Source organism: Vreelandella sp. 2A-K22 (assembly GCF_054065485.1).
The window spans coordinates 239383-260398 of the sequence record NZ_JBSUGC010000006.1 but is presented as its reverse complement, the minus strand read 5'-3'; the positions used below and the strand labels follow the sequence as shown (position 1 = coordinate 260398).

Sequence of the window (21016 nt, the reverse complement as noted above, 5' to 3'; positions counted from 1 at the left end):
ATACCGTTAAGCCGTTAATAAAACGCCCCAAGCAGTTATCTGCTTGGGGCGTTTTTATTGGCTAGGGAAAGTTTCTGTAACTCAGCTTTCCCGCTGACTGGCCTGAATGGCGGTTAGTGCAATGGTGTAAACGATATCGTCGACCAGTGCGCCCCGGGAAAGGTCATTCACTGGCTTGTTTAGGCCTTGCAGCATGGGGCCAACGCTCACTACGCGGGCGCTACGCTGCACTGCTTTGTAGGTGGTATTGCCGGTATTGAGGTCAGGGAACACAAACACGGTGGCTTTTCCTGCCACCGGCGAGTCGGGGGCTTTCTGCTTGCCCACGCTCTCGATGGCAGCGGCGTCGTACTGTAGCGGGCCGTCGATGGCCAGGTGCGGCGCGCGTTCTTTAGCAATCCGGGTGGCTTCGCGGACTTTATCCACATCCGCGCCGGTGCCGGAGTCGCCGGTGGAGTAGCTGATCATGGCGACACGAGGCTCGATACCGAAGGCTTCAGCGGAGCGGGCGCTTTGTAGGGCGATTTCGGCCAGGGTTTCAGCGTCTGGGTCGGGATTCACCGCACAGTCGCCGTAGACTACCACCTGCTCGGGCAGCAGCATAAAGAAGATCGACGAGACTTGATTATACTCCGGCGCGGTTTTAATCAACTGGAAGGCGGGCCGCACGGTGTTGGCGGTGGTGTGTACGGCGCCGGAAACCAGTCCGTCGACTTCATCTAACTGCAGCATCATGGTGCCGAGCACCACGTTATCTTGCAACTGCGCTTCGGCGGTTAGCTCGTTGAGTTTGCCACGACGACGCTCGACCATCGGGCCAATATAGTTCGCACGGGTGCTTTCAGGGTCAACAATCGTCAGCGATTCTGGCAGTGTCAGGCCGCGGTTGCGCGCTACATTTTCGATATCGTCGCGCTTACCCAGCAGTACGCAGTCGGCAATGCCGCGGCGCTGGCAGATTATTGCCGCTTCTACGGTGCGCGGTTCATCTCCTTCCGGCAGCACTACGCGCTTTTTAGCCAGCTGGGCGAGTTTAACCAACTGGTGGCGAAACGCTGAAGGTGAAAGGCGGCGGGTATAACCACTGCTCAGGTGGGCTTTCAACCACTCAAGATCCATATGGGCTGCGACGTAACGGGCCACCTGTTCGGCGCGCTCGAAATCGTCCATAGGGATTTCGCTGCTTAGCTGGCTGAGGTGCTGTGCTGTGGTCAGGCTGTCGGTTTCTACTGCCAATACCGGTAGGCCCGTTTTGAGCGCGGGGCGGCACATCTCGATCATGCTGTCGTTGGGCATAAAGCCGTTGGTCAACAGTACGCCCGCTAGCTGAATACCGTTCATGGTCGCCAGCGCTGAGGCCAGCACCACATCGTCGCGGTCACCGGAGGCCACTACCAGGCTACCCGGGGTGAAAATATGCAGTGCGTTGGCAGCACTGCGGGCGCAGAGGCTAGTGGAGAGTACCCGACGGCTGGCTGCCTCGCCTTCGTTCAACAACTTGGCATTAAGCGCTCGGGCCACATCCAGAGTGCGCGGGGCGCTAAGCGTTTTGCTGTAAGGCACCACACCAATCAGGTGGAATTTATCGGTCGCCAGGGCGGGGGAGTACTGGCGCAGTTCAGCGAGCACTGACTCTTCCAACTGCGGTTTGAAGGTGCCCGGTGCTGCAGAAAGATCATCTTCCTGCGCGTAGGGCAGATTTTTCATGCGCATCAAAATGCCGCCCAACGTGCGGCTGGAGCTAACCCCACCAAAGCTGCGGGCGTGCATATCAAGCTGCTCGGCCAGCGCCTGGGGCTCGTTTAAATCACCGGATCCGACAAGAATAATCCGCGCGTTAAGCGCATTGGCGAGCTGGGCGTTGGTTTGGGTGGCGTAGGTGGTGTGCTGGGTGGGCACTACGCCCTCTACCACGACTAGGTCTAGGGTACTGCCATCGCGGTGGGCCTGTTGAACAACCTGTTCATAGAGCTCGACGGCATTTTCCATCAGCTCATCGATTTGGTCGTCGCGCAGCAAGCGCTCAAGGCGTGCCTGGGAAATCGGCGAAGGCGGGCGCTGATTGAGTGCCCGGGAAACCAATGCGGTGGATCGATCCAGGCCTGGGCCGTTCAGCTCGTTCTGCATAAACGGCTTTAAAAACCCGGCTTTCAGGCCGATGGTATCCAGCGCTTGAATTAACCCCAGACAGGCGGAGGTAAGCCCGACGCCCTGGCTGGTAGGCACTAACAGAATCGCTTGTGGCTGGTCGGGGTGAGTCATACACGTGTCTCTAGGCAGTGGCGGGTTTCCATGGCAATGCGGCCTTCTTCATCGGTAGGGATCACCCACACCTGGGGGCCTTCATGGCTGGCGCTATCCAGCTTGCCCTCTTTGCCGCGGATAGTCGCTTCGTTAGCGTCGTTATCCAGAGCAAAGCCGAAGTGGGGCAATAGGGCGAGCACACGGCGACGTACAATCGGCGAGTTTTCGCCGATGCCGCCGGTGAAAACAACCCCATCAAGCTGGGGCAGGGCGCAGGAGAGCCCCGCCAGAGATTTAGCGATCCGGTAGCAGAATACCTCTACCGCCAGCTGTGCGGTGGCGTGCCCTTGTTTAGCAGCCTCCTCGATTTCGCGCATGTCGTTGGTTAAGCCTGAAAGGCCCAGTAGGCCGCTCTCTTTATTGAGCACGTCGTCGATTTTGTCTAACGACCAGCCCAGTTGGCGGTGCAGGTGGGCGTGCAGGCCAGGGTCAACGTCGCCACTGCGGGTGCCCATCACCAAGCCTTCCAGTGGAGTAAGGCCCATGCTGGTATCCTGGCTTTGATTGTTCCAAACCGCGCTGGTGGAACAGCCATTGCCCAGGTGGGCAGTCAGCCAGCCGCCTGTGCCACGGCTACTCAGTTCGCCCGCCCGCTGGCTAACATAAGCGTGGCTGGTGCCATGAAAGCCATAGCGGCGAATGCCATGCTCAGCGTAGAGGCTTTCTGGCAGAGCGTAACGGTAAGCACGCGGCGGCATGGTTTGGTGGAAAGCGGTATCGAACACTGCCACTTGGGGCAGGTCTGGAAAGACGTCTTGGGTCGCCGCAATACCTGCTAAATTTGCTGGGTTATGAAGGGGGGCAAGCGCTGCGGTGGTTTGGATAGCCGCAATGACGCTAGCGTCGATGAGTGCGGCCTGGGTGAAGTGCTCGCCGCCATGCACGATGCGATGGCCCACCGCCGCTGGTAATCGGCCCTCCATACGCTCAAGGATCGCGTTAAGTGCTTGGGTGTGGTCAGCGCCAGGAAGTGGTTGGCTGAAACGATCACCGGCGCTGTTTTTGCCCTTGAGGCATGCATCCTCGCTACCCAAGCGTTCCGCTATGCCCTCAAGTCGCGGTGCCTGAGGGTCGGAATCAATCAACGCGTATTTAATAGAGGAGGAACCGCAGTTAATGACCAGCACCGGTGCGTTCATAAAAACCTTTTCGCTAGGAGGTTATTGAGCAAAGGGGTAGACTTTAGTTTAACATGTTGCAGCGCGCAAAAGCAGCGTCAGGCTTTCGTTAGCCTTCTAGGCAAAAGCTTGGCATGCTGGGATCTTTGCCTACCTGGCTACTCGCCATCTTACACCTTCACCCCTATAACGAGCCGTACCGTTCTTATGTCAGCGTCCTCTTTGCCGAAACTACTACCGCGCCATTTGGCCATTCTGTTAATGATGACCGTGGCCACCATGTTCGCCGCCAATCACGTTTCAGCTCGGCTGGCGTTTGATAATGGCACCGGTCTGTTACTGGCGGTATTAACCCGCTCGGGGGTTGCCTGCCTGATTTTAGTGGCGCTAGTCATCGTGCAGAAAAAGCGCTTGTGGCTGCCCGCAGGCTCTTGGCCGTGGCAACTTACCGTGGGGCTACTGATTGCGATCCAAAGCGTTAGCCTCTACTCGGCGGTGGCCAGGCTGCCTGTGGTGATCGCACTGCTATTGGTCAATACCTTTCCTATTCAGCTGGCGCTGCTCAGTTGGGCGTTGGGCGGCCCGCGCCCTACTCTGCGTAGCTGTCTGATCATGGGCACGATTTTAATCGGCTTACTGGTAGTGCTGGATATTCCCTCATGGATTGCCAGCGCCGATGGCATGGGACCGGGTTGGATAGCAGGCATTGGTTTTGGAATAATGGCGGCCTTCGTATTTGCTTGCGCGCTGTGGGTTACCGAGCACCGCCTTGCAGGAGTGGGCAGCACCCTGCGCAGCCTGTTGACCATGCAGACCGTGTTTATTGTCATGATCATTGGCGGCATCGCCGGTGTAGTGCCAGGGGGGATGAGCCTGCCGGATAACAGTACCGGCTGGCTAGGGCTGACGCTGCTTGGTCTGTTGTATGGTTCGGCGTTTTCGACGCTGTTTATTTTTGTACCGCGACTCGATATGGCACGCAACGCACCGGTGATGAATATCGAGCCGGTCGCCTCCCTGGTACTGGGCTACTTCGTATTGGGGCAAATGCTTAGCCCCGGCCAGTTGGTAGGTGGTGCAGTCGTCGTTGGCGGTATTGTCGTGCTGAGCTTATCCAAGGGGCGGTAAATGTTTGCGTTCTTCATAGTTATGAATCACAATACAAGTGTGTAAGGAAACACTGTTTTTTAACTGAGGTGCAAGCTATGAAGATGTCCATGTTGTCACTTACATCGGCGGTACTCCTGGTTGGTGCAGGCGCATTTGCAACCACTGCTCAAGCACAACAGACTTTCGGTAATCCGCAGGCTTACCTGGGCGCTGATGCCATGTTCTGGAGCCTGGATCCAGATAGAGGCTCGTCCCGTGATGACGTAGGCTTACGCCTGCGCGGTGGCGCCCAGTTCAATGACTACTTTGGCATTGAAGGTCATTTAGGTACGGGCGGTTCCGACGGTGGTGCCGAGTTAGACTATATAGCGGGTGCTTATGCTAAAGGGATTATTCCCATAGCACCTGAAGTACGTCTGTATGGCTTAGCCGGTTTTACGGAAGTAGAGTTTGACCGCGGCGACAGCGAAAGCGACTTTTCCTACGGCGCAGGCGCTGAGATGGATGTGGCCAGAAACCTCTCCCTCAGCGCGGACTATATGCGCTATCTGGATAAATCAGCTTACTCCTTTGATGCTGCAAGCGTAGGTTTACGTTACCGGTTCTAAATCCTTAGCGTAACAGCGTAGCGAATGACTAAACCCCATGGCCTTTATGCCATGGGGTTTTTTGTTTTATAGGCTTGTAGAGAGCGTTTATGTAGCAGTAGATAGACATAGGTATATTGTTAGCGCGCTAATTAGTTGTTAGACTAAAGCCCCCTATGCGATTCCCTACACGATGCGCGCCCGTTGAGAGGCGCTGGCCAGGTGGTTTCCTGGTGGCTAACAAGTGAGCTCTGCATGACCCCCGATCAAATATTTGCCCGATGGGTGAGGGTAGCCCTTGCTACCTTTGTACTGCTTTTTATCTATTTTCTGGTGGCCGATAGCTTTATGCCCATGACGCCCGAGGCGAGGGTGATGCGGCCGGTCACGCGAATAGCGCCCGAACTCAGCGGCCCAGTGAGTGAGGTGCTGGTCAGTAATCACCAGCATGTAGCAAAAGGCGATGTGCTGTTTCAGATCGACCCTGCGCCGTTTCGATTAGCCGTTGAGCAGGCGCAGCTTAATCGCGAACAGGCCAAGCGGGAGAATGCCCGGTTGGAAGCAGAGCTTACCTCTGCCCAAGCGGAGCTGGCGTCCGCTGAGGCAACGGCTGCCGAGCGTCGGGGAGAACTTCAGCGTGCTGAAACCCTTGTGGCGCAGCAGAGCGTATCGCGCCAACAGTACGAACAGCAGGTGGCTGCTGAGCGTACCGCACAGGCCAGTGTGGCGGCAGCCAGGGCTAAAATCGTCAGCCTGGAAGTGCAACTGGGCGAGGCCGGTGAGACGAATCTGCGTTTGCGCCAAGCAGACAATGCGCTTTCCAAGGCGCAGTTGGATCTTGCTCATACCCAGGTGCGCGCCGCGCAAGCCGGAAGTGTTTCCAACCTGCAGCTAGATGTAGGCGACTACGTTCAGGCGGGGCAGCCAGCGGTAGCAGTAGTGGCGGATGCGATAGATGTCATTGCCGATTTTCGCGAAAAGAGCCTGCGCCATGCGGCACCTGGTGACGCAGCGCAAGTAGTGTTTGATGCTTGGCCAGGCCAGGTATTTGATGCGCAAGTGCTCGCCATGGATGCCGGTGTTCGTGAAGGACAGTTGTCTGCCGATGGTCAACTGGCTGATATTCCCACCACCGATCGCTGGATACGCGATGCCCAGCGGATGCGTGTACACCTGGTGCTAACTCAGCCAATCGCGAATTTATTACCCAGCGGCGCCCGCGCCACGGTGCAGCTTCAGCCAGGAGATGCTGCTTTGGCCAAACCATTTGTGTGGTTACAGGCACATCTGATCAGCTGGTTGCACTATGTTTATTAAGAGCCCGTATATTAAGCGCCTGTTGTTGACCCCGTTTAAAGGTTGGTGGGGGAAGCGTGACTGGGCTAATGCCAAGGGAACTGCTCGCCCGGTGTTAACCCAAAACGGCCTGCGTCAGTGCTTGCGGGTGGCCGGTGGTGGCACGCTGGGGTTTGTGGTCAGCCAGCTAATGGGCTGGAACTACGGGGTGTTTTTTACTGTTTTCCCGATGTTCTTGCTGGGCATGGTGCCGATTCTGAATGGCCATATTATTCGCCAGTTTTTAGCCAACGTATCGCTTAACGTGCTTGAAGTCAGCCTGGTGGTGGGGTTACTCAAACATATACCGGTGGTGATGACCCTGGTGGTGATGGGCATTTTTCTGTTTCGCTTTAACCTGATGGCGAAAGGGCCGCTGTTTCTGTTTGGCGCCAACGGTGTGCTGACGCTCAGCATTCTGCTTCACTTCGCCAGCTACCCCAATGTGGACTTGAGCGATTTACTGGCCTGTAATCTCGTCGCCAGTGGTTTGGCGGTGTTTATTGCCATGCTGATGCATACGCTGTTTCCCGACGTGGAAGCCCGCAAACCGCCGCCCAGGGTTACCAAAACACCCTCGCAAATTCGCCATGAAACTTTAATCGGTGGATTAACCGCCACGCTCTCATTTGTAGTGTTTCAGATGTTCGACTTGCAAGGGTCGCTCTCTGCGCAGATGGCGACCATCCTGGTGCTGTTTACGCTGGGGTACTCTGGAGCGAAAGTATCAGCCGGTAAGCGAGCCATAGGAACCCTACTAGGGTGCAACTTGGCTCTATTAATGCAGTTATTCTTATATACTCAGAGCCACCATTTCCTGCTGGTGGTGTTGCTCTACTGGCTGGGGTTAATGCTTTTCGCTCGAGAGCATATCCATGAAGGGGGCGGTTCAGGGATTGGCTTTGGTGGACTGACCACTCTGGGGATTCTGTTTGGTCAGTCGTTAGGCCCGCATCAGGATCTGGTGTATAGCGCGCTCTATCGCTTCTCTTCCATGAGTGTGGCACTGGTTCTTACGCTTCTGGCTATGGCTTCCCTGCACTTCGTGTTGAACCGCTGGGCACCAACGCGGTTACCCGCCAACAACCCGGCCTAAATTAATTAGCGCAACTTTTTTAATAAAGGCTACTCTGATGAATGTGTCGACGTGTGATTAGCCGTGCTACTCGCACCTTTCACACACGGCGTTTTCCCTACTAACGGATTAGAGGTGTTCGTCATGGCAACTGGTAAAGAAGATAAAGCGAAAGGAACGGCCAACAAAGCAGCGGGAAAAGTGAAAGAAGCCACGGGCAAGGCAACAGGAAGCGCTAAAACTGAAGCCAAAGGTAAGGCCCAGCAGGCTAAAGGCGAACTGCAAAAAGGCAAAGGCGACGCCAAGGAGAGCCAGAAAAAACAGCGCTAGTTATGTAACACTGATACCAACAGGGGGGCTTCGGCCCCCTGTTGGCGTTTAAGTGGTTTTAAACAGTTGTCTTGCTCAAACGAAAAAACCGCTAACCCACTAGCAGGTTTTTCGCATTATTGAAGCGGCCTGATCTTAGTTTAATTCCAGCGATAAACTCATTTCCACGCCAGCGTCATCTACTCTGAACCAGTACTCCATGTTTTTGTAGATGTCACCATATTGCTTGAGCATATCAATATCGGACGCTGACAAATCATCTGATGGTATCTGTTCCACAAAGTCTGCCAGTGAATGGTAGAACTCGCCTGTTATGTGTCCATGAACAAGCAGATTGCGCTCTGAGGCAGGGGCTTCCAGCTCTTTCTGCAGTGTCGCCGAATCACTGATACCAGCGCCCAGTACAATAGCCGTGTCAGACATGGCGGCGTAGAGTTCCGGTGCCTCAGGGGGCAGCATCATGCTCTCGACTTGCTTGGCTTCCCCACCGGGTTCAAGCCCTAGAGTCCCTAACTCCGGCGCGAAAGAGCTTGCGGCAGAAAGCAGGGAAAGAGGATTTTGTGAAGCAAGCGTCAGGAGCCCCGTCATGGTAGGTTCGCCGTCTGTCATTGTCAGACTGTTGATACGAGCTCTGAAGCCAGATAGTGACTGACCAATCATCATGGTGATCGGGTTATTAATCGCCATGTTGATCTCATTCCAGGAGCTGTTCAGATCTTGTAGTTCATCACAGCTGAAGGGGTTCTGGCGCACTTCCTGAGCATATTTCTGAACGGTCTGAACCAACAGCGGCATGTTCAGACCTAAGCCATAGCTGGCCATACCTTCTGTGCTACCTAGGCCCGGCACCTGAGTCGTCAGAGTGCGCAGGTCGCTGACAATATCCTCATCGGTTTCTAGAATCAGGTTCATTTCCATGCGGTCAAGATCGTTCTCGCGCGAGCCCATTACAAGGCCAGGGAAGCGGTTCGTGATACGGTCGATATCTGCCTGGCAGGCGGATAAATCCAATTGCTCGGCATCAACCGCTTCCATCAGTGCCTGAGTACCTGAGTGAGTGGGGGTGCTCAGCTCATTAAGTAGGCGTGAGGAGTCGATTTTCCCCGCGCCGTAAGGTGTAAAGCCATGGCGCTTTTCAAGCTCTGCCAGTGCATCGGTATCACCGATGCTGCTGTCGGGCAGGGTGTTGCCCAGCACTTGTGCTAGCAGCTCGTCACTAGCATTCTGTGGTACCACAGACACCAGCAGTTGCTGGTCGTCAATGGCTAGAATCGCCTTGACGGGCCCCTCAGGCGTCAGCACCCAGTATTCAGTGCCGTTGGTGGTGGCCGTGCTCAGGTTAATGTCTGCTTTGGTCAAAATGCGTTGCAGCGTTTCGCGGAAGGCATCTTCATCCTGCAGTTGCATACGTAAAACAGGCAAGACACCCAACCCATAGAGGGCGGCCTGAGGGTTCATTTTCAGGCCTAGCGCATGGACATCGTCCAGTGTTTCAACATCGACCAGTTCTTCACTCATGGCGATCAATACCGTCATCAACGAATACATCACTTCATCGTCTATCTCGGGCAGTGTCTCGCGTAGCTCATCCAAACTAGACTCAATGCTAGCCTTGGGTTGCATGCGTTGATAACGATCAAAAGCATCTTGTTCAGGCATTGCTTCACGTGTTGCCATGAAGTAGGGAGAGTCAGCCGGAATATATTTCAGCATGGGAGCTGCATTATTTTTCGGCGCTTCCTCCTGTGTGGCTGCTGACGTTGATTCGTTATCATCGCTGCAGCCGGTTAACATGCCTGCGCTGAGCAGAGCCGCGGTTACCGCCAAGGAAAGTTTGGTTTTCATCTGGAATCGGTTCTTTGAATGGTGTTGGTTTTAAATAAAACGCTATGAACAGAGCGCTGCGCAAATGAGAATCATACACGAGCAATGTATAATTAATCTACTTGGACGGTAATTACTTTTAATATTGTTAGAACAAATTCAGTGGCTGGCCTGTGGCGATTGGATATTAATGTGACCCTTGAGTTTTGCTAAGACTCAAGGGCCACATATAGTCACAATGCTGTTCAGTAAGTCGCTATTTTAAACTTCCTGATACAGCTCACTGCCTTTGTTGCGGAACTTCTCTGCCTGCTCTTCCATGCCTTTCATCACCGCTTCCTGATCGCCGTTTAGGCCATGTTCGTTGGCGTAATCGCGCACCTCCTGGCTGATCTTCATGGAGCAGAACTTTGGTCCGCACATGGAGCAGAAGTGCGCCACCTTGGCGGAGTCTTTGGGCAGGGTTTCGTCGTGGTACTCCCGAGCAGTATCCGGGTCTAGCCCCAGGTTGAACTGGTCTTCCCAGCGGAACTCGAAGCGCGCCTTAGAGAGTGCATTATCCCGCCGCTGTGCTGCAGGGTGGCCCTTGGCGAGATCCGCCGCGTGGGCAGCAATCTTGTAGGTAATGATGCCGGTTTTGACGTCGTCTTTATTGGGCAGGCCCAGGTGCTCTTTGGGGGTGACGTAGCAGAGCATGGCGCAGCCAAACCAGCCGATCATCGCCGCCCCAATGCCCGAGGTAATGTGGTCGTAGCCGGGGGCTATATCGGTTACCAGCGGGCCTAAGGTATAGAAGGGCGCTTCGTCGCAGTATTCCAACTGCTTATCCATGTTCTCTTTCACCAGGTGCATGGGCACGTGGCCGGGGCCTTCGATCATCACCTGCACATCGTGCTTCCAGGCAATATGGGTCAGCTCGCCCAAGGTTTTTAGCTCCGCCATCTGTGCTTCGTCATTGGCATCGGCCACTGAGCCAGGACGCAGGCCATCACCGAGGGAGAACGCCACATCGTACTGCTTGCAGATCTCGCAGATCTCCTCGAAGTGGGTGTACAAGAAGCTCTCCTGGTGATGGTACAAACACCATTTGGCCATGATCGAGCCGCCGCGGCTGACAATGCCGGTGACCCGCTTGGCGGTGAGCGGTACATAGCGCAGCAGTACGCCCGCGTGAATGGTGAAGTAGTCCACGCCCTGTTCGGCCTGCTCGATCAGCGTATCGCGGAAGACTTCCCAGGTGAGGTCTTCGGCCACGCCTTTGACCTTTTCCAGCGCCTGATAGATAGGCACTGTGCCAATCGGCACCGGAGAGTTGCGCAAAATCCACTCGCGGGTTTCGTGGATGTTCTGCCCAGTGGAGAGATCCATAATGGTGTCCGCGCCCCAGCGGATGCCCCAGGTCATCTTATCCACCTCCTCTTCGATAGAAGAAGTCACCGCTGAGTTACCCAGATTACCGTTAATTTTGACCAGGAAATTACGGCCAATAATCATCGGCTCGCTTTCTGGGTGGTTGATGTTATTGGGAATAATCGCCCGCCCTCTGGCGACTTCATCACGCACAAACTCAGGGGTGATTTCTTCCGGCAGGCTGGCGCCAAAGCTCTGGCCTTTGTGCTGATGGCCCAGAATGCGCTCTACTTCAGCGGTACCTAGCGCTTGACGGCGCTGGTTTTCGCGCAAGGCGATAAACTCCATTTCCGGGGTGATAATGCCCTGGCGGGCGTAGTGCAGCTGGGTCACGTTCTTGCCCGGTTTTGCTCGGCGTGGTGTGCGGGTTAGATCAAAGCGCAGCTGGGCAAGCGTCGGGTCGTTGGCGCGGCGGTTGCCGTAATCAGACGTGGGGCCTGATAGAAATTCGGTATCGTCACGCTCTTCAATCCAGGCTCGGCGTAGTTCCGGCAGACCGCGGCGCAGGTCATTGTTAGCATCCGGATCGCTATAGGGGCCTGAAGTGTCGTACACCAGCAGTGGCGGGTTCTCTTCATCAATGCCGGTGGTTTTGGTCGGCGACAGTGAAATTTCCCGGAACGGCACACGGATATCCGGGCGCGAACCTTCGATATATACCTTACGTGAGCCGGACAGCGGCGCAATGGCGGCGGCATCGACCTGGGCGGTTTCGGCTAAAAAGTGGCTGGTTTTGCTTGTTACGGTCTTAGTCATTACGGTTGTTTCCTTGTGTTGTTTTGCTGAATTAGTGGGTGAGGTCTTGGTCTATCAGCTCTAGGCCCATCTGCCAGAAGTCGATTTCCAGGCGGGTGGCGTCGCGGAAGATCTTGCTCAGTTCGGCAAAGCGGGCGGGGGTAATGTCGGCAAGGCGGATATTCAGCCATTCAAGCTCCGCCTGCATGGCGGCCTGAAACTCCTCGCCTTCGTACATGGCTATCCAGGCGTCGTAAGGGTTTTGTGCGCCGCGCAGGGTGGAAGGCTGGGCGTTTAGCCAGTTGGCGATTTCGCCGTAGCCCACCAGGCAGGGGGCCAACGCCACGTGCAAATCCAGCAGGTCGCCGCGGTTGCCGGTATCTAACACATAGCGGGTGTAGGCAAGCGTCGCTCTGGCTTCGGGAAGCTCCTCCAGTTCTTGCTCGGAAATCCCCCACTCCTGACAAAAGCCCACGTGCAGGCCCAGCTCCACATCCACAATGGCTTTCAAGCCTTCATGGGCTTGGCGAAGATCGGCGAGGGTGGGGCTTTTGTAGGCAGCCAGCGCATAGGCGCGGGCGAAGTGAATCAAAAACAGGTAGTCCTGCTTTAAATAGTGGCGAAACGACGCCCCGGGCAGCGTGGCGGTGCCTAGCTGGCGCACAAAATCGTGCTCAATATAGGCGCGCCAATCTTTCTGGCAAGCGGTAGTGAGATCAGTAAAGCGGTAGCCCATGACTCCTCCGGTGGTAATGATCCGGAGGGCGGGCGAAAAAGATCGAGGGAGTGGCGCAGAAGGGCGGCGTGCGATCGTGAGAGAGCAGCCGTGGCCATCGCTTGATCCCTACGCCGGTACCCTCGCTGCGAACTTGTGTAAGTAGCAGCGCATTAGCCGGATCAGGTTCTGCGGGATCAGCGCTCGGCAGCATTAATTGCTACGCCCTGCGCCATCTCAGCCGGATTTCACCGGCACCCCGTCAAGCTGTTCGTTGGTGGAGTGTAGGAGGCGGGTGAGGGAGATGCAAGGGTGTATGACATGGAAAGTTATCGGGAAACAATTTATTAGCATCATTACAGCGATGAGAGTTTAGGTGCTGTAATGGCGTTTCATGGCATCGGTACGTGAATTATTATACAGTTGAGTAACAAGTGGCTGTTTTACAGCCACTGCTATTTCGAATGTGAACCGTAGGAAGTTGCATGACCAACACGAACTCGATTTTAGGCGTCTATCTCAGTGATTCGCTCGACCTTGATGCCATTTATGGTAACGCCTTGCGCGATGAAGCGAGTGATGTCGTCCTGCGCCATCCCCATGAGATCGATAACCCCGAAGATGTGCGTTTTGCGATCTGCTGGTTGCCCAATGACAAGGCTTTCGAGAGCTATCCTAATCTTGAGCTGGCGATGTCTATCGGTGCCGGTGTTGATGCCCTGCTGGCGCATCCTGGCCTGAGCGATGAAGTACATATCGCCCGGGTGCGGGATCCACATCAGGCCGACTTGATGGCGGGTTTTGCCGCGCATGAGGTGCTCCATCGTGAGCGTGAGTTCACCACCCTGGAGCAAAATGCTGCCAAGGCGCATTGGGCGCCATTGACGATGCGCGCGCCAGCATCAAGAAAGGTGGCGGTGCTGGGACACGGCACCATGGGGCGCGCCGTGGTGAAAGCGGTGGCCGCGCTTGGCTTTTCTGTACACGTAGCCTGCCGCAGCGAGCCACAAGCGCCGGTTGAAGGCGTGACCTATCTGACAGGTGACGGGGCTGTCATGGCGGCAGCGGATGGCGCCGATTATCTGATCAATGTGCTGCCACTGACGGCTACCACTGAAAACGTGCTTAACAAGGCGCTGTTCGCGAAGCTCGCCAAAGACGCTTGGTTGGTGCAGATCGGTCGGGGTGAGCACTTGGTCGAGGACGATCTTCTCCTAGCGCTCGAACACGGCCATTTGGGTGGGGCGAGCCTGGATGTGTTCCGTGCAGAGCCGCTGCCTGCGGATCATCCCTTCTGGCAGCATGAGTGCCTGCGCATCACACCACACATTGCCAGTGATTCGTTGCCAGAGGTGGTCGCAGGGCAGGTTGTCGACACCGCCCGCGCCCTTCGCGATGGGCAGCCGCTTGCCATGGGCGTTGATCGGGCGCGCGGTTACTGACGTAAACGCTAACCACGTTGCATGACAATCACTTTGCTGCAAAGGAACACCTGATGAGTCTCGATAAGTCTCAACGCACCACGACGAGCAACGCCGAACAAGAAACCCGCATCGCGCTGGCAGCCTGCTATCGTCTGGCCGCCCACTATCGCATGACGGATCTGATCTACACTCATATTACCGCGCGGGTGCCTGGTGAGAAGGGACGTTTCCTGATCAACCCTTACGGTTGGCGTTGGGAGGAGATTACGGCTTCTTCGCTGGTGAAGATTGACGTTGATGGCCATAAGATTGATAACAGCCCAGAACAAGTGAATCCGGCTGGTTTCACCATCCATTCCGCGATTCATACTGCTAGCCACCATGCGGCCTGGGTGATGCATACCCACACGCGCGCTGGCGTGGCGGTGTCGTCGCTGGAGTCGGGCCTTGAAACACGGCTTAACCAGATTGCGCTGCAGTTTCACGAACGGGTGTCTTACCACGATTATGAAGGCATTGCCCTGGATCTGGCTGAGCGTGAGCGAATAGTGGCAAGCCTTGGCGACAACCCGGCGCTGGTGTTGCGTAACCATGGCCTGCTGACGACCGGTGCGTCGGCTGCAGAGATGTTCAACAATATGTTTTATCTTGAGCGTGCCTGTGAGCTACAGGTGGCGGCGCAGTCTACTGGCCAGCCCTTACGGCTGGTGCCAGAAGAGGTGGCGCGGCACGTGGCGCGCCAATACGACCAGACTATTCATGAAGACGGCGATCTTGAACTCGAATGGGCCGCGCACCTGCGCACGCTTGAGGCGCTGGATCCAAGCTACAAAGACTAAATTGGCGCGGTTGCCAGCACGGCAAGCAAGCCAGTATCAGAACTATACGAATATCTACACAAGCAAAAGGGGGCCACTGGACGGCCCCTTTTTGGTTGTGCCACGTCCTGAATTAGCGTTAATAAACGTGATGCTCGCACAGGCCCGTGACCATTAGTGTTGTGGTACGCGGTTTTCCAGCCAGCGCAGCCCAACGATCAAGACGCCGCTCAGGCAGAGGTAGACGGCGACCAGGAAGAGTAACGGTTCGTAAGTCAGGTAAGTGGTCTGGCGTACCTGGGTGATGACGGCATACAAGTCCATCACGGTGATGGTGGCAACCAGCGGTGTGGATTTCAGTTGCAGGATGATCTCGCCCGTCAGCGTTGGTAGAGCACGATGAACAGCACGCGGAAACCAGACACGGCTAAAAACCTTGCGACGCGACATGCCGAAAGCCTTGGCGGCTTCCAGCTCGCCATGCGGTACACCGGCAAAGGCACCGCGCATAACCTCACCCTGATAGGCGGCAAATGACACCGTGAGGGCAATGAAACCATAGGGCCAGGCCTGGCGCAGGTAGTCCCAGGCCCAGGAGTCGCGAATTTCCGGGAACTGGCCGAACAGCGCTCCTAGCCCGAAATAGAACAGCCATAGCTGCAGTAGCAGTGGCGTGCCACGGATGACGGTGCAGAAGCCGGTGGCTAGCCATCGCAGCGGCCACGCTCCTTTGACTTGCGCAAGCCCTAAAGGCAAAGCAATCAGAAAGCCCACCACCACGCTGGATACCAGCATGATCAAAGTCATCTGCAGGCCTTCCCAGAGCTTGGGCAAGTAGCGGGGTAGCCAGCTCCAGTCCATCAGTTGAATCGCGGCCACCAGACCGACGATGAATATCAAAAGCAGGATAATACGGTGAGGCTCAAGTAGGCCCGGCAGTTTGGTTAACATGGGCGTTCGCGACGGTCGGGTAAGCGACGCCAGAGTTTGAGGGTCAGACACAGGCATTCCTTGAGTTCAGCGTGTAGAGACAAGACCACGCCGTGCGTAGCGTTCGAAGCGGCGCAAGGCCACGTTTGATATCAGCGTTAGCGCCAGATACAGCACGCCCGCGGCCAGAAAGAACATAATGTAATGCTGCGTAGCGCCAGCGGCCTGCCGGGTGACCAGTGTGAGCTCGCTGAAGCCGATGACGGCAAGCAGGGCGGTGTCTTTAGTGGCAATCATCCACAGGTTGGCCATGCCGGGCAGAGCATGTGGCGTCATTGCTGGCAGCGTGACCCGACGCAGCACCTGGGCGGGCGACATGCCAAAGGCGTGGGCCGCCTCGGTCTGTCCGCGGGGGACGGCGAGAATAGCCCCGCGAAAGACTTCGGTCGCATAGCCGCCCTGTACCAGGCCTATTACCAGAATCCCGGCGGTCAGGCCGTCGATATCGACGCTGCCAAACCCCATGGCGGTTGAAGCACGGCTTAAAAGATCGGTGCCAACATAGTAGAACAGCAGCATCAGCACCAATTCGGGCACGGCACGAATGACCACAGTGTAGATTTCAAACAGGTCGCGAACGACCTTGTTGCCGTACAGTTTGCCAGCGGCACCTGCGATGCCGATCAGGATACCCAGCAAATAGCCACCCGCCGCCAGCTGAATCGAGCGCATGAACCCGACGAGCAGCACCTTGCCCCAGCCGGGAGGCTCATAGGCCAACAAGCTTAAATCGAAGACAGTCGTCATAGTGGCTTGTCCTTGTAAAATTGGAAAGCAAAGGCCGCCTGGGTGGGCGGCCTTTGCTGGTGGGGATTAGCTGCCGTAGATATCAAAGTCGAAGTAAGGGGCGCTAATTTCTTCATAGGTGCTGTCGGCGCGCATCGCGTCGATGGCTGAATTGACCCGTTCTCGAAGTTCGGTATCACTCTGGCGCAGGCCTACTCCCATGCCTTCGCTCATGAGTTCAGGGTCGCTGGCCACCTCGCCGCGGTATTCGCAGCAGGATTGGCCGGTCTCAGAGTTGATAAAGGTCTGTACCGCCAGGGTGTCGGCGACGATGGCATCAAGACGGCCAGCGACCAGATCCTGTAGCTCTTCGTTGAGGGTTTGATAGACATTAAGGGTGGCGCTATCCGCGAAATGCTTGCGTGCATACTGCTCTTGGTTGGTGCCCGACTGAATGCCCAGGTAGGCGCCTTCCAGGCCTTCGGGAGTAGGCTCTATGTCAGTGGACTTGCGCGCCAGGATGCCGGTGGGGCTGGAGTAATACTTATTCGAGAAGGCGATTTGTTCGGCACGTTCAGGGGTGATCGACATTGAACCGATGATCATGTCAATCTTGCCGGTTTTCAGGGCCGGAATGATGCCTTCCCAGGCCACTGGCTTGATCTCGCACTTGGCATCCAGGCGGTCACACAGCTCCTCGATGAAATCGATTTCCCAGCCCGACCAGTTGCCGCTGGCATCTGGTGCATAAAAGGGAGGATAAGGCTCTGCGGATAGCCCGATCTTGTAGCTATCTGCCAACACAGGGGCAGCGAAAATGCTCAGGCCGATAAGGCCGGCGGTAGCAGTGAATGTCTTGAACATGGGGATTACCTCTGTTGTTTTCGGGGTTGTCTTCCAGATTGTTTGCAGGAGTGGTGGGATATCGGTGGCGGTCAGGCCACCGAACTGATGAACTGCTTCAAATGCGGTGAGCGAGGGCCACCAAAAATCTGATCAGGAGGGCCCTGTTCTTCGATTATGCCCTCTCGCAGGAACACCACATGTGTGGCCACATCACGCGCAAACGCCATCTCGTGAGTCACCAGCAGCATGGTGCGATGCTCGGCTGCTAGGTCACGAATCACGGTTAGCACTTCGCCGACCAGCTCCGGGTCGAGTGCTGATGTGGGCTCATCGAACAGCATGGCCAGCGGGTCGACGGCCAACACGCGAGCAATCGCTGCGCGCTGCTGTTGCCCGCCGGACATGACGGCCGGATATATGTCTTTCTTGCTGCCAAGTCCCACTCGGTTGAGTAGTTCCTCAGCGCGATGAATGGCCTCGTCGCGCTTCATGCCCAACACATGAATAGGCACCTCGATCACGTTTTCCAGAACCGTACGGTGTGGCCACAGGTTGAAGTTCTGGAAAACCATGCCGAGGTGAGCGCGAATACGCTGAACCTGGCGACGGTCTGCGATTTCAAGACCGCCATGGCGGGCGTCCTTCATGCGATAGGGTTCACCCTGGATAGCTATCTCGCCCGAGGTCGGGCGCTCCAGCAGATTAATGCAGCGAAGTAGTGTGGACTTTCCCGAGCCTGATCCACCAATGATGGCGACGATATCGCCTTGGCGTGCGGTCAGGGAGATACCCTTGAGGACCTTGAGAGAGCCAAATTGTTTGTGAAGATCACGGATCTCTATTGCAGGTACGTTTGCCATTGATTGTCTCGTCTCTGGGGGCGCCCATCTGCCTCCCGGAGGGGAAACATCTTCATCATTTAGCAGGCGCTTGCAATTAGTTCCTTGTTATACGACAGTATAACTGTAAGCCAAGTACGGTCAGATTCAAAGCATCAATGTTCAACGAAAGGTGAGTCGGTTGCTGTTGGTGATCGACTGTTGAGGCAGGTTTTGTATTGATCTCACAAGGTTATTCAGTTGCTTAACTTATGTGCTGGAAACAATGCGAAGTAGATCCTGTGAAGTAATTTACGTGGCATTAAATGCCTAGGCGGATGTTTCTTAGCGGAAACGAAGGGAATTATGAGTAGGAAATCATTTCAGCGCTGGTCTATGGATGCACGGCGGCGCAGCTTACTCGAAGCCACGCTGCACTGTATTGCTGAGCACGGAATGAATGGTGCCAGCGCGCGTCGTGTGGCCGAACGTGCAGGGGTAACGGCTGGGCTGATTAGGCATTACTTCGGCTCTAAAGATGCCATGGTGAGTGCTGCTTATGCCTACCTGATTGGCCAACTGACGGGTGAAGCCGAGGAATCTTCTGAGCAAGCGGGCGAAGTGCCAGAGCGGCGCTTGGCACGCTTTATCGTCGCTAACGTAACCTCGCCGAACCTGTCGTCTCGAAAGGTCGCACTGTGGGCAACCTTCATTGGTCGCGTGCGAACCGAGCCGGAATATTCCGATATCCACCGCGAAAGCTATCGAGAATTCCTGGCTTTGCTGGAAACATTGATCCATCCGGTACTTTTAGCGCTGGAGCGTCCGGCAGACCCCGTTACCTGTAAACACTACGCTATTGCGCTGAATGCGCTGATTGATGGCCTGTGGCTTGAAGGGGGGCTGGGTCACGGCCTATATGACACAGCGTTGCTACCTAAGATCGCGTTGAGCGCCGCCGAAGGCATTCTAGCGCTGCCCAATAACACACTGATGCAGTATGTCGCTGTCGACAAATCGTCTTCTCAACCCGCAACACAATAGGGATTTATTCATGCGCTACGCAGCGATTACCGACCGTCTTTATGAACTTGGCGGTGACAAATGGGCGGTGCACAATGCCGCCAGAGCGCATCAAGCCAAAGGCAAAGAGGTCATTGAACTGAGCATCGGTGAGCCGGATATCACCACAGATCCGGCTCTTGTCGAACACTGCATCAATGCTTTGCGGGCGGGGCGAACGCGCTATTCTAACGGGCGTGGTGAACCGGGATTGGTCGATGCGCTTATCGACACCTATGCACCACGCCTTCCTTCTATCAGCGAAGAGAACGTGCTGTGTTTTCCCGGCACCCAAACTGCATTGTTCGCTGTCATTCTGGCACTGGTCGGTGAAGGCGATGGTGTGTTGAGTGGCGACCCGTACTATGCCACCTATGAAGGGGTTATTCGCGCGGCAGGTGCGCATTTACAACCGGTACCGCTGCGTATGGCGAATAGTTTTATCATGCAGCCCGATGATCTGGCCGACGCTATTACTCCGGAAAGTCGGGTGCTAATGCTCAATACTCCGCACAATCCTACCGGCGCGGTGTTGGATCGTAAGACCTTGGTGCAGCTGGGCGAGCTGTGTATCAAGCACGATTTGTGGATTCTCTGTGATGAGGTTTATGAAGCGTTGATTTTCGACGGTGATTTTGTCTCACCGCTGGAAATCGACAGCCTACGAGAGCGAACCGTGGTGGTGTCATCGATCTCCAAGAGCCATGCGGCAACTGGTTTCCGTAGTGGTTGGTCAATTGGGCCGGTGGAGTTCTCGCGCCGCTTGCTGCCCATCTCTGAAACCATGTTGTTTGGCAACCAGCCATTTATCGCTGACATGACCGAGGTAGCCCTGCGCCAGCATTTCGATACCGCCGAGCGTCTGCGCGAAGCGCTGGGACGTCGCGCCAAACTACTGCACGAAGCCATCAGCCAAATCCCCATGCTGTCTTCAAGCCTGCCCCAGGGCGGCATGTTCCTGATGATCGATATCTCCAAAACAGGTATGGACGGCGAGGCCTTCGCTTGGCGCCTTCTCGAAGAGCAGGGTGTGGCGGTGATGCCGGGCGCTTCCTTTGGCGAGAGTGCTACATCTCTAATTCGGCTGGCGCTGACAGTGCCGGATGAAGTGTTGATGCAGGCGGTCGACAGGTTGGCAGCGCTTTGTCGAAGCCTGGAAGGGCATCACCTTGAGGCGTAACAGACAAGATATAAGAATGCGTTGACTGTGATATTTAACCCCCTACTCCGGTGTCTGCACAGGCAGTGCATTAGCCGGATCAGGTTTAGCGGGATCAGCGCTTGGCAGCAAAATGCTCACCTTGCGCGATCTCAGCCTGATATCACCGGCACCCCGTCAAGCTTTTTGTTGGTGGAGTGCAGGAGGCGGGTGGGGGAAATGCAAGGGGAAGGTTGATACTGCCGAATTAGGCTTTGCTTGGTTGTGAAAGAGTGGAGTAGAGTCAAGATATAGTTGATAGAACTTCAGTGGAAGAGCCGTCAGGTTGAATAAGGTTGCTCAGGGTGCCTCATTTAAACCTATATATATCTTTGATTTTATTAGGAGATCTATATGCCAATCGTAACCGTTCAGCAGTCTCCAGGCAGGACTAAAGAGCAACGTGAGCTCTTAGTTAAGCGTATAACCGAAGCATTTTCAGAAGCATATGGAACCAGCCCTGAAGCAGTAACAATCTTCCTGCAAAATTTTGATGATGAGCATTGGGCCAAAGGTGGGAAGCTACATTCTGATCGTTCCTGAGTAGCTTCCCCCGATATGGACAATGGTGATCAGTGGGGCAGGTCGAGA

Annotated in this window: 19 protein-coding genes and 1 riboswitch; of the genes, 10 read left to right on the top strand and 9 right to left on the bottom strand. The window is 55.6% G+C overall.

Features of this window, described 5'->3' with window-relative positions; all coding sequences use genetic code 11:
• Window positions 1-81: 81 nt before the first annotated feature.
• Window positions 82-2262 (bottom strand): phosphate acetyltransferase, encoded by a 2181-nt coding sequence (gene pta, locus ACW17M_RS10645; protein WP_009287205.1) that lies wholly within the window; start codon window positions 2260-2262, stop codon window positions 82-84.
• On the bottom strand, window positions 2259-3443 hold the full coding sequence (locus ACW17M_RS10640) for an acetate/propionate family kinase (RefSeq protein ID WP_457547361.1): 1185 nt from the start codon (window positions 3441-3443) through the stop codon (window positions 2259-2261). Before ACW17M_RS10640 ends, pta begins: the two co-directional genes overlap by 4 nt.
• 186 nt (window positions 3444-3629) lie before the next feature.
• Between ACW17M_RS10640 and ACW17M_RS10635 the strand changes: the two genes are divergently transcribed.
• The 5 genes from ACW17M_RS10635 to ACW17M_RS10615 all read left to right on the top strand — a co-directional run bounded on the left by ACW17M_RS10635 (window position 3630) and on the right by ACW17M_RS10615 (window position 7859).
• Window positions 3630-4550 carry an EamA family transporter gene (locus ACW17M_RS10635; RefSeq protein ID WP_457547360.1) on the top strand — a complete coding sequence of 307 codons (921 nt, stop codon included), beginning with the start codon at window positions 3630-3632 and terminating at the stop codon, window positions 4548-4550.
• A 77-nt stretch (window positions 4551-4627) separates the two neighbouring features.
• Complete coding sequence (locus tag ACW17M_RS10630) at window positions 4628-5140, top strand: porin family protein (RefSeq protein ID WP_457547359.1); 513 nt, start codon at window positions 4628-4630, stop codon at window positions 5138-5140.
• A gap of 234 nt (window positions 5141-5374) precedes the next feature.
• The gene (locus ACW17M_RS10625; RefSeq protein WP_027959873.1) at window positions 5375-6436 is read left to right on the top strand and encodes an HlyD family secretion protein; all 1062 of its coding nucleotides are present in this window, start codon (window positions 5375-5377) and stop codon (window positions 6434-6436) included.
• Complete coding sequence (locus ACW17M_RS10620) at window positions 6426-7550, top strand: DUF2955 domain-containing protein (RefSeq protein ID WP_027959872.1); 1125 nt, start codon at window positions 6426-6428, stop codon at window positions 7548-7550. Before ACW17M_RS10625 ends, ACW17M_RS10620 begins: the two co-directional genes overlap by 11 nt.
• 123 nt (window positions 7551-7673) lie before the next feature.
• Entirely contained in the window at window positions 7674-7859 is a 186-nt protein-coding gene (locus ACW17M_RS10615; RefSeq protein WP_027959871.1) for a CsbD family protein, read from the top strand.
• 135 nt (window positions 7860-7994) lie between these two features.
• Here ACW17M_RS10615 and ACW17M_RS10610 read toward each other — a convergent pair whose 3' ends face one another.
• From ACW17M_RS10610 to tenA, 3 genes are all read right to left on the bottom strand, one after another.
• Complete coding sequence (locus ACW17M_RS10610; protein ID WP_027959870.1) at window positions 7995-9704, bottom strand: hypothetical protein; 1710 nt, start codon at window positions 9702-9704, stop codon at window positions 7995-7997.
• A gap of 240 nt (window positions 9705-9944) precedes the next feature.
• Window positions 9945-11849 (bottom strand): phosphomethylpyrimidine synthase ThiC, encoded by a 1905-nt coding sequence (thiC, locus tag ACW17M_RS10605; RefSeq protein WP_457547358.1) that lies wholly within the window; start codon window positions 11847-11849, stop codon window positions 9945-9947.
• Between the two features lie 31 nt (window positions 11850-11880).
• The gene (gene tenA, locus ACW17M_RS10600; RefSeq protein WP_009287211.1) at window positions 11881-12564 is read right to left on the bottom strand and encodes a thiaminase II; all 684 of its coding nucleotides are present in this window, start codon (window positions 12562-12564) and stop codon (window positions 11881-11883) included.
• A gap of 88 nt (window positions 12565-12652) precedes the next feature.
• Window positions 12653-12815, bottom strand: a riboswitch (TPP riboswitch).
• Between the two features lie 213 nt (window positions 12816-13028).
• Between tenA and ACW17M_RS10595 the strand changes: the two genes are divergently transcribed.
• Complete coding sequence (locus tag ACW17M_RS10595; RefSeq protein WP_027959869.1) at window positions 13029-13985, top strand: NAD(P)-dependent oxidoreductase; 957 nt, start codon at window positions 13029-13031, stop codon at window positions 13983-13985.
• Between the two features lie 53 nt (window positions 13986-14038).
• Window positions 14039-14806, top strand: coding sequence for a class II aldolase/adducin family protein (locus ACW17M_RS10590; RefSeq protein WP_022520626.1), 768 nt, complete (start codon window positions 14039-14041; stop codon window positions 14804-14806).
• A gap of 153 nt (window positions 14807-14959) precedes the next feature.
• Here ACW17M_RS10590 and ACW17M_RS10585 read toward each other — a convergent pair whose 3' ends face one another.
• From ACW17M_RS10585 to ACW17M_RS10570, 4 genes are all read right to left on the bottom strand, one after another.
• Window positions 14960-15793: an ABC transporter permease gene (locus ACW17M_RS10585; RefSeq protein ID WP_009287212.1), complete on the bottom strand. Its 834-nt coding sequence runs from the start codon at window positions 15791-15793 to the stop codon at window positions 14960-14962.
• A gap of 9 nt (window positions 15794-15802) precedes the next feature.
• Complete coding sequence (locus tag ACW17M_RS10580; RefSeq protein WP_027959867.1) at window positions 15803-16522, bottom strand: ABC transporter permease; 720 nt, start codon at window positions 16520-16522, stop codon at window positions 15803-15805.
• Window positions 16523-16588: 66 nt separating this feature from the next.
• Entirely contained in the window at window positions 16589-17365 is a 777-nt protein-coding gene (locus ACW17M_RS10575) for a transporter substrate-binding domain-containing protein (protein WP_027959866.1), read from the bottom strand.
• A gap of 71 nt (window positions 17366-17436) precedes the next feature.
• On the bottom strand, window positions 17437-18207 hold the full coding sequence (locus tag ACW17M_RS10570; RefSeq protein WP_457547357.1) for an ABC transporter ATP-binding protein: 771 nt from the start codon (window positions 18205-18207) through the stop codon (window positions 17437-17439).
• A gap of 324 nt (window positions 18208-18531) precedes the next feature.
• Between ACW17M_RS10570 and ACW17M_RS10565 the strand changes: the two genes are divergently transcribed.
• The 3 genes from ACW17M_RS10565 to ACW17M_RS10555 all read left to right on the top strand — a co-directional run bounded on the left by ACW17M_RS10565 (window position 18532) and on the right by ACW17M_RS10555 (window position 20968).
• Window positions 18532-19209, top strand: a complete 678-nt coding sequence (locus ACW17M_RS10565; protein WP_022520621.1) for a TetR family transcriptional regulator C-terminal domain-containing protein — start codon at window positions 18532-18534, stop codon at window positions 19207-19209.
• Window positions 19210-19219: 10 nt separating this feature from the next.
• A complete protein-coding gene (locus tag ACW17M_RS10560) occupies window positions 19220-20407 on the top strand; it encodes a pyridoxal phosphate-dependent aminotransferase (RefSeq protein ID WP_039859267.1) in 1188 nt (395 codons plus the stop codon).
• A gap of 372 nt (window positions 20408-20779) precedes the next feature.
• Window positions 20780-20968 carry a 2-hydroxymuconate tautomerase gene (locus tag ACW17M_RS10555; protein ID WP_022520619.1) on the top strand — a complete coding sequence of 63 codons (189 nt, stop codon included), beginning with the start codon at window positions 20780-20782 and terminating at the stop codon, window positions 20966-20968.
• Window positions 20969-21016 lie beyond the last annotated feature (48 nt).

Excerpts from the sequence above, each read along its gene's own strand:
- pta (WP_009287205.1), bottom strand. The coding sequence starts at position 2,262 with ATGACTCACCCCGACCAGCCACAAGCGATTCTGTTAGTGCCTACCAGC.
- ACW17M_RS10640 (WP_457547361.1), bottom strand. The coding sequence starts at position 3,443 with ATGAACGCACCGGTGCTGGTCATTAACTGCGGTTCCTCCTCTATTAAA.
- ACW17M_RS10635 (WP_457547360.1), top strand. The coding sequence starts at position 3,630 with ATGTCAGCGTCCTCTTTGCCGAAACTACTACCGCGCCATTTGGCCATT.
- ACW17M_RS10630 (WP_457547359.1), top strand. The coding sequence starts at position 4,628 with ATGAAGATGTCCATGTTGTCACTTACATCGGCGGTACTCCTGGTTGGT.
- ACW17M_RS10625 (WP_027959873.1), top strand. The coding sequence starts at position 5,375 with ATGACCCCCGATCAAATATTTGCCCGATGGGTGAGGGTAGCCCTTGCT.
- ACW17M_RS10620 (WP_027959872.1), top strand. The coding sequence starts at position 6,426 with ATGTTTATTAAGAGCCCGTATATTAAGCGCCTGTTGTTGACCCCGTTT.
- ACW17M_RS10615 (WP_027959871.1), top strand. The coding sequence starts at position 7,674 with ATGGCAACTGGTAAAGAAGATAAAGCGAAAGGAACGGCCAACAAAGCA.
- ACW17M_RS10610 (WP_027959870.1), bottom strand. The coding sequence starts at position 9,704 with ATGAAAACCAAACTTTCCTTGGCGGTAACCGCGGCTCTGCTCAGCGCA.
- thiC (WP_457547358.1), bottom strand. The coding sequence starts at position 11,849 with ATGACTAAGACCGTAACAAGCAAAACCAGCCACTTTTTAGCCGAAACC.
- tenA (WP_009287211.1), bottom strand. The coding sequence starts at position 12,564 with ATGGGCTACCGCTTTACTGATCTCACTACCGCTTGCCAGAAAGATTGG.
- ACW17M_RS10595 (WP_027959869.1), top strand. The coding sequence starts at position 13,029 with ATGACCAACACGAACTCGATTTTAGGCGTCTATCTCAGTGATTCGCTC.
- ACW17M_RS10590 (WP_022520626.1), top strand. The coding sequence starts at position 14,039 with ATGAGTCTCGATAAGTCTCAACGCACCACGACGAGCAACGCCGAACAA.
- ACW17M_RS10585 (WP_009287212.1), bottom strand. The coding sequence starts at position 15,793 with ATGCCTGTGTCTGACCCTCAAACTCTGGCGTCGCTTACCCGACCGTCG.
- ACW17M_RS10580 (WP_027959867.1), bottom strand. The coding sequence starts at position 16,522 with ATGACGACTGTCTTCGATTTAAGCTTGTTGGCCTATGAGCCTCCCGGC.
- ACW17M_RS10575 (WP_027959866.1), bottom strand. The coding sequence starts at position 17,365 with ATGTTCAAGACATTCACTGCTACCGCCGGCCTTATCGGCCTGAGCATT.
- ACW17M_RS10570 (WP_457547357.1), bottom strand. The coding sequence starts at position 18,207 with ATGGCAAACGTACCTGCAATAGAGATCCGTGATCTTCACAAACAATTT.
- ACW17M_RS10565 (WP_022520621.1), top strand. The coding sequence starts at position 18,532 with ATGAGTAGGAAATCATTTCAGCGCTGGTCTATGGATGCACGGCGGCGC.
- ACW17M_RS10560 (WP_039859267.1), top strand. The coding sequence starts at position 19,220 with ATGCGCTACGCAGCGATTACCGACCGTCTTTATGAACTTGGCGGTGAC.
- ACW17M_RS10555 (WP_022520619.1), top strand. The coding sequence starts at position 20,780 with ATGCCAATCGTAACCGTTCAGCAGTCTCCAGGCAGGACTAAAGAGCAA.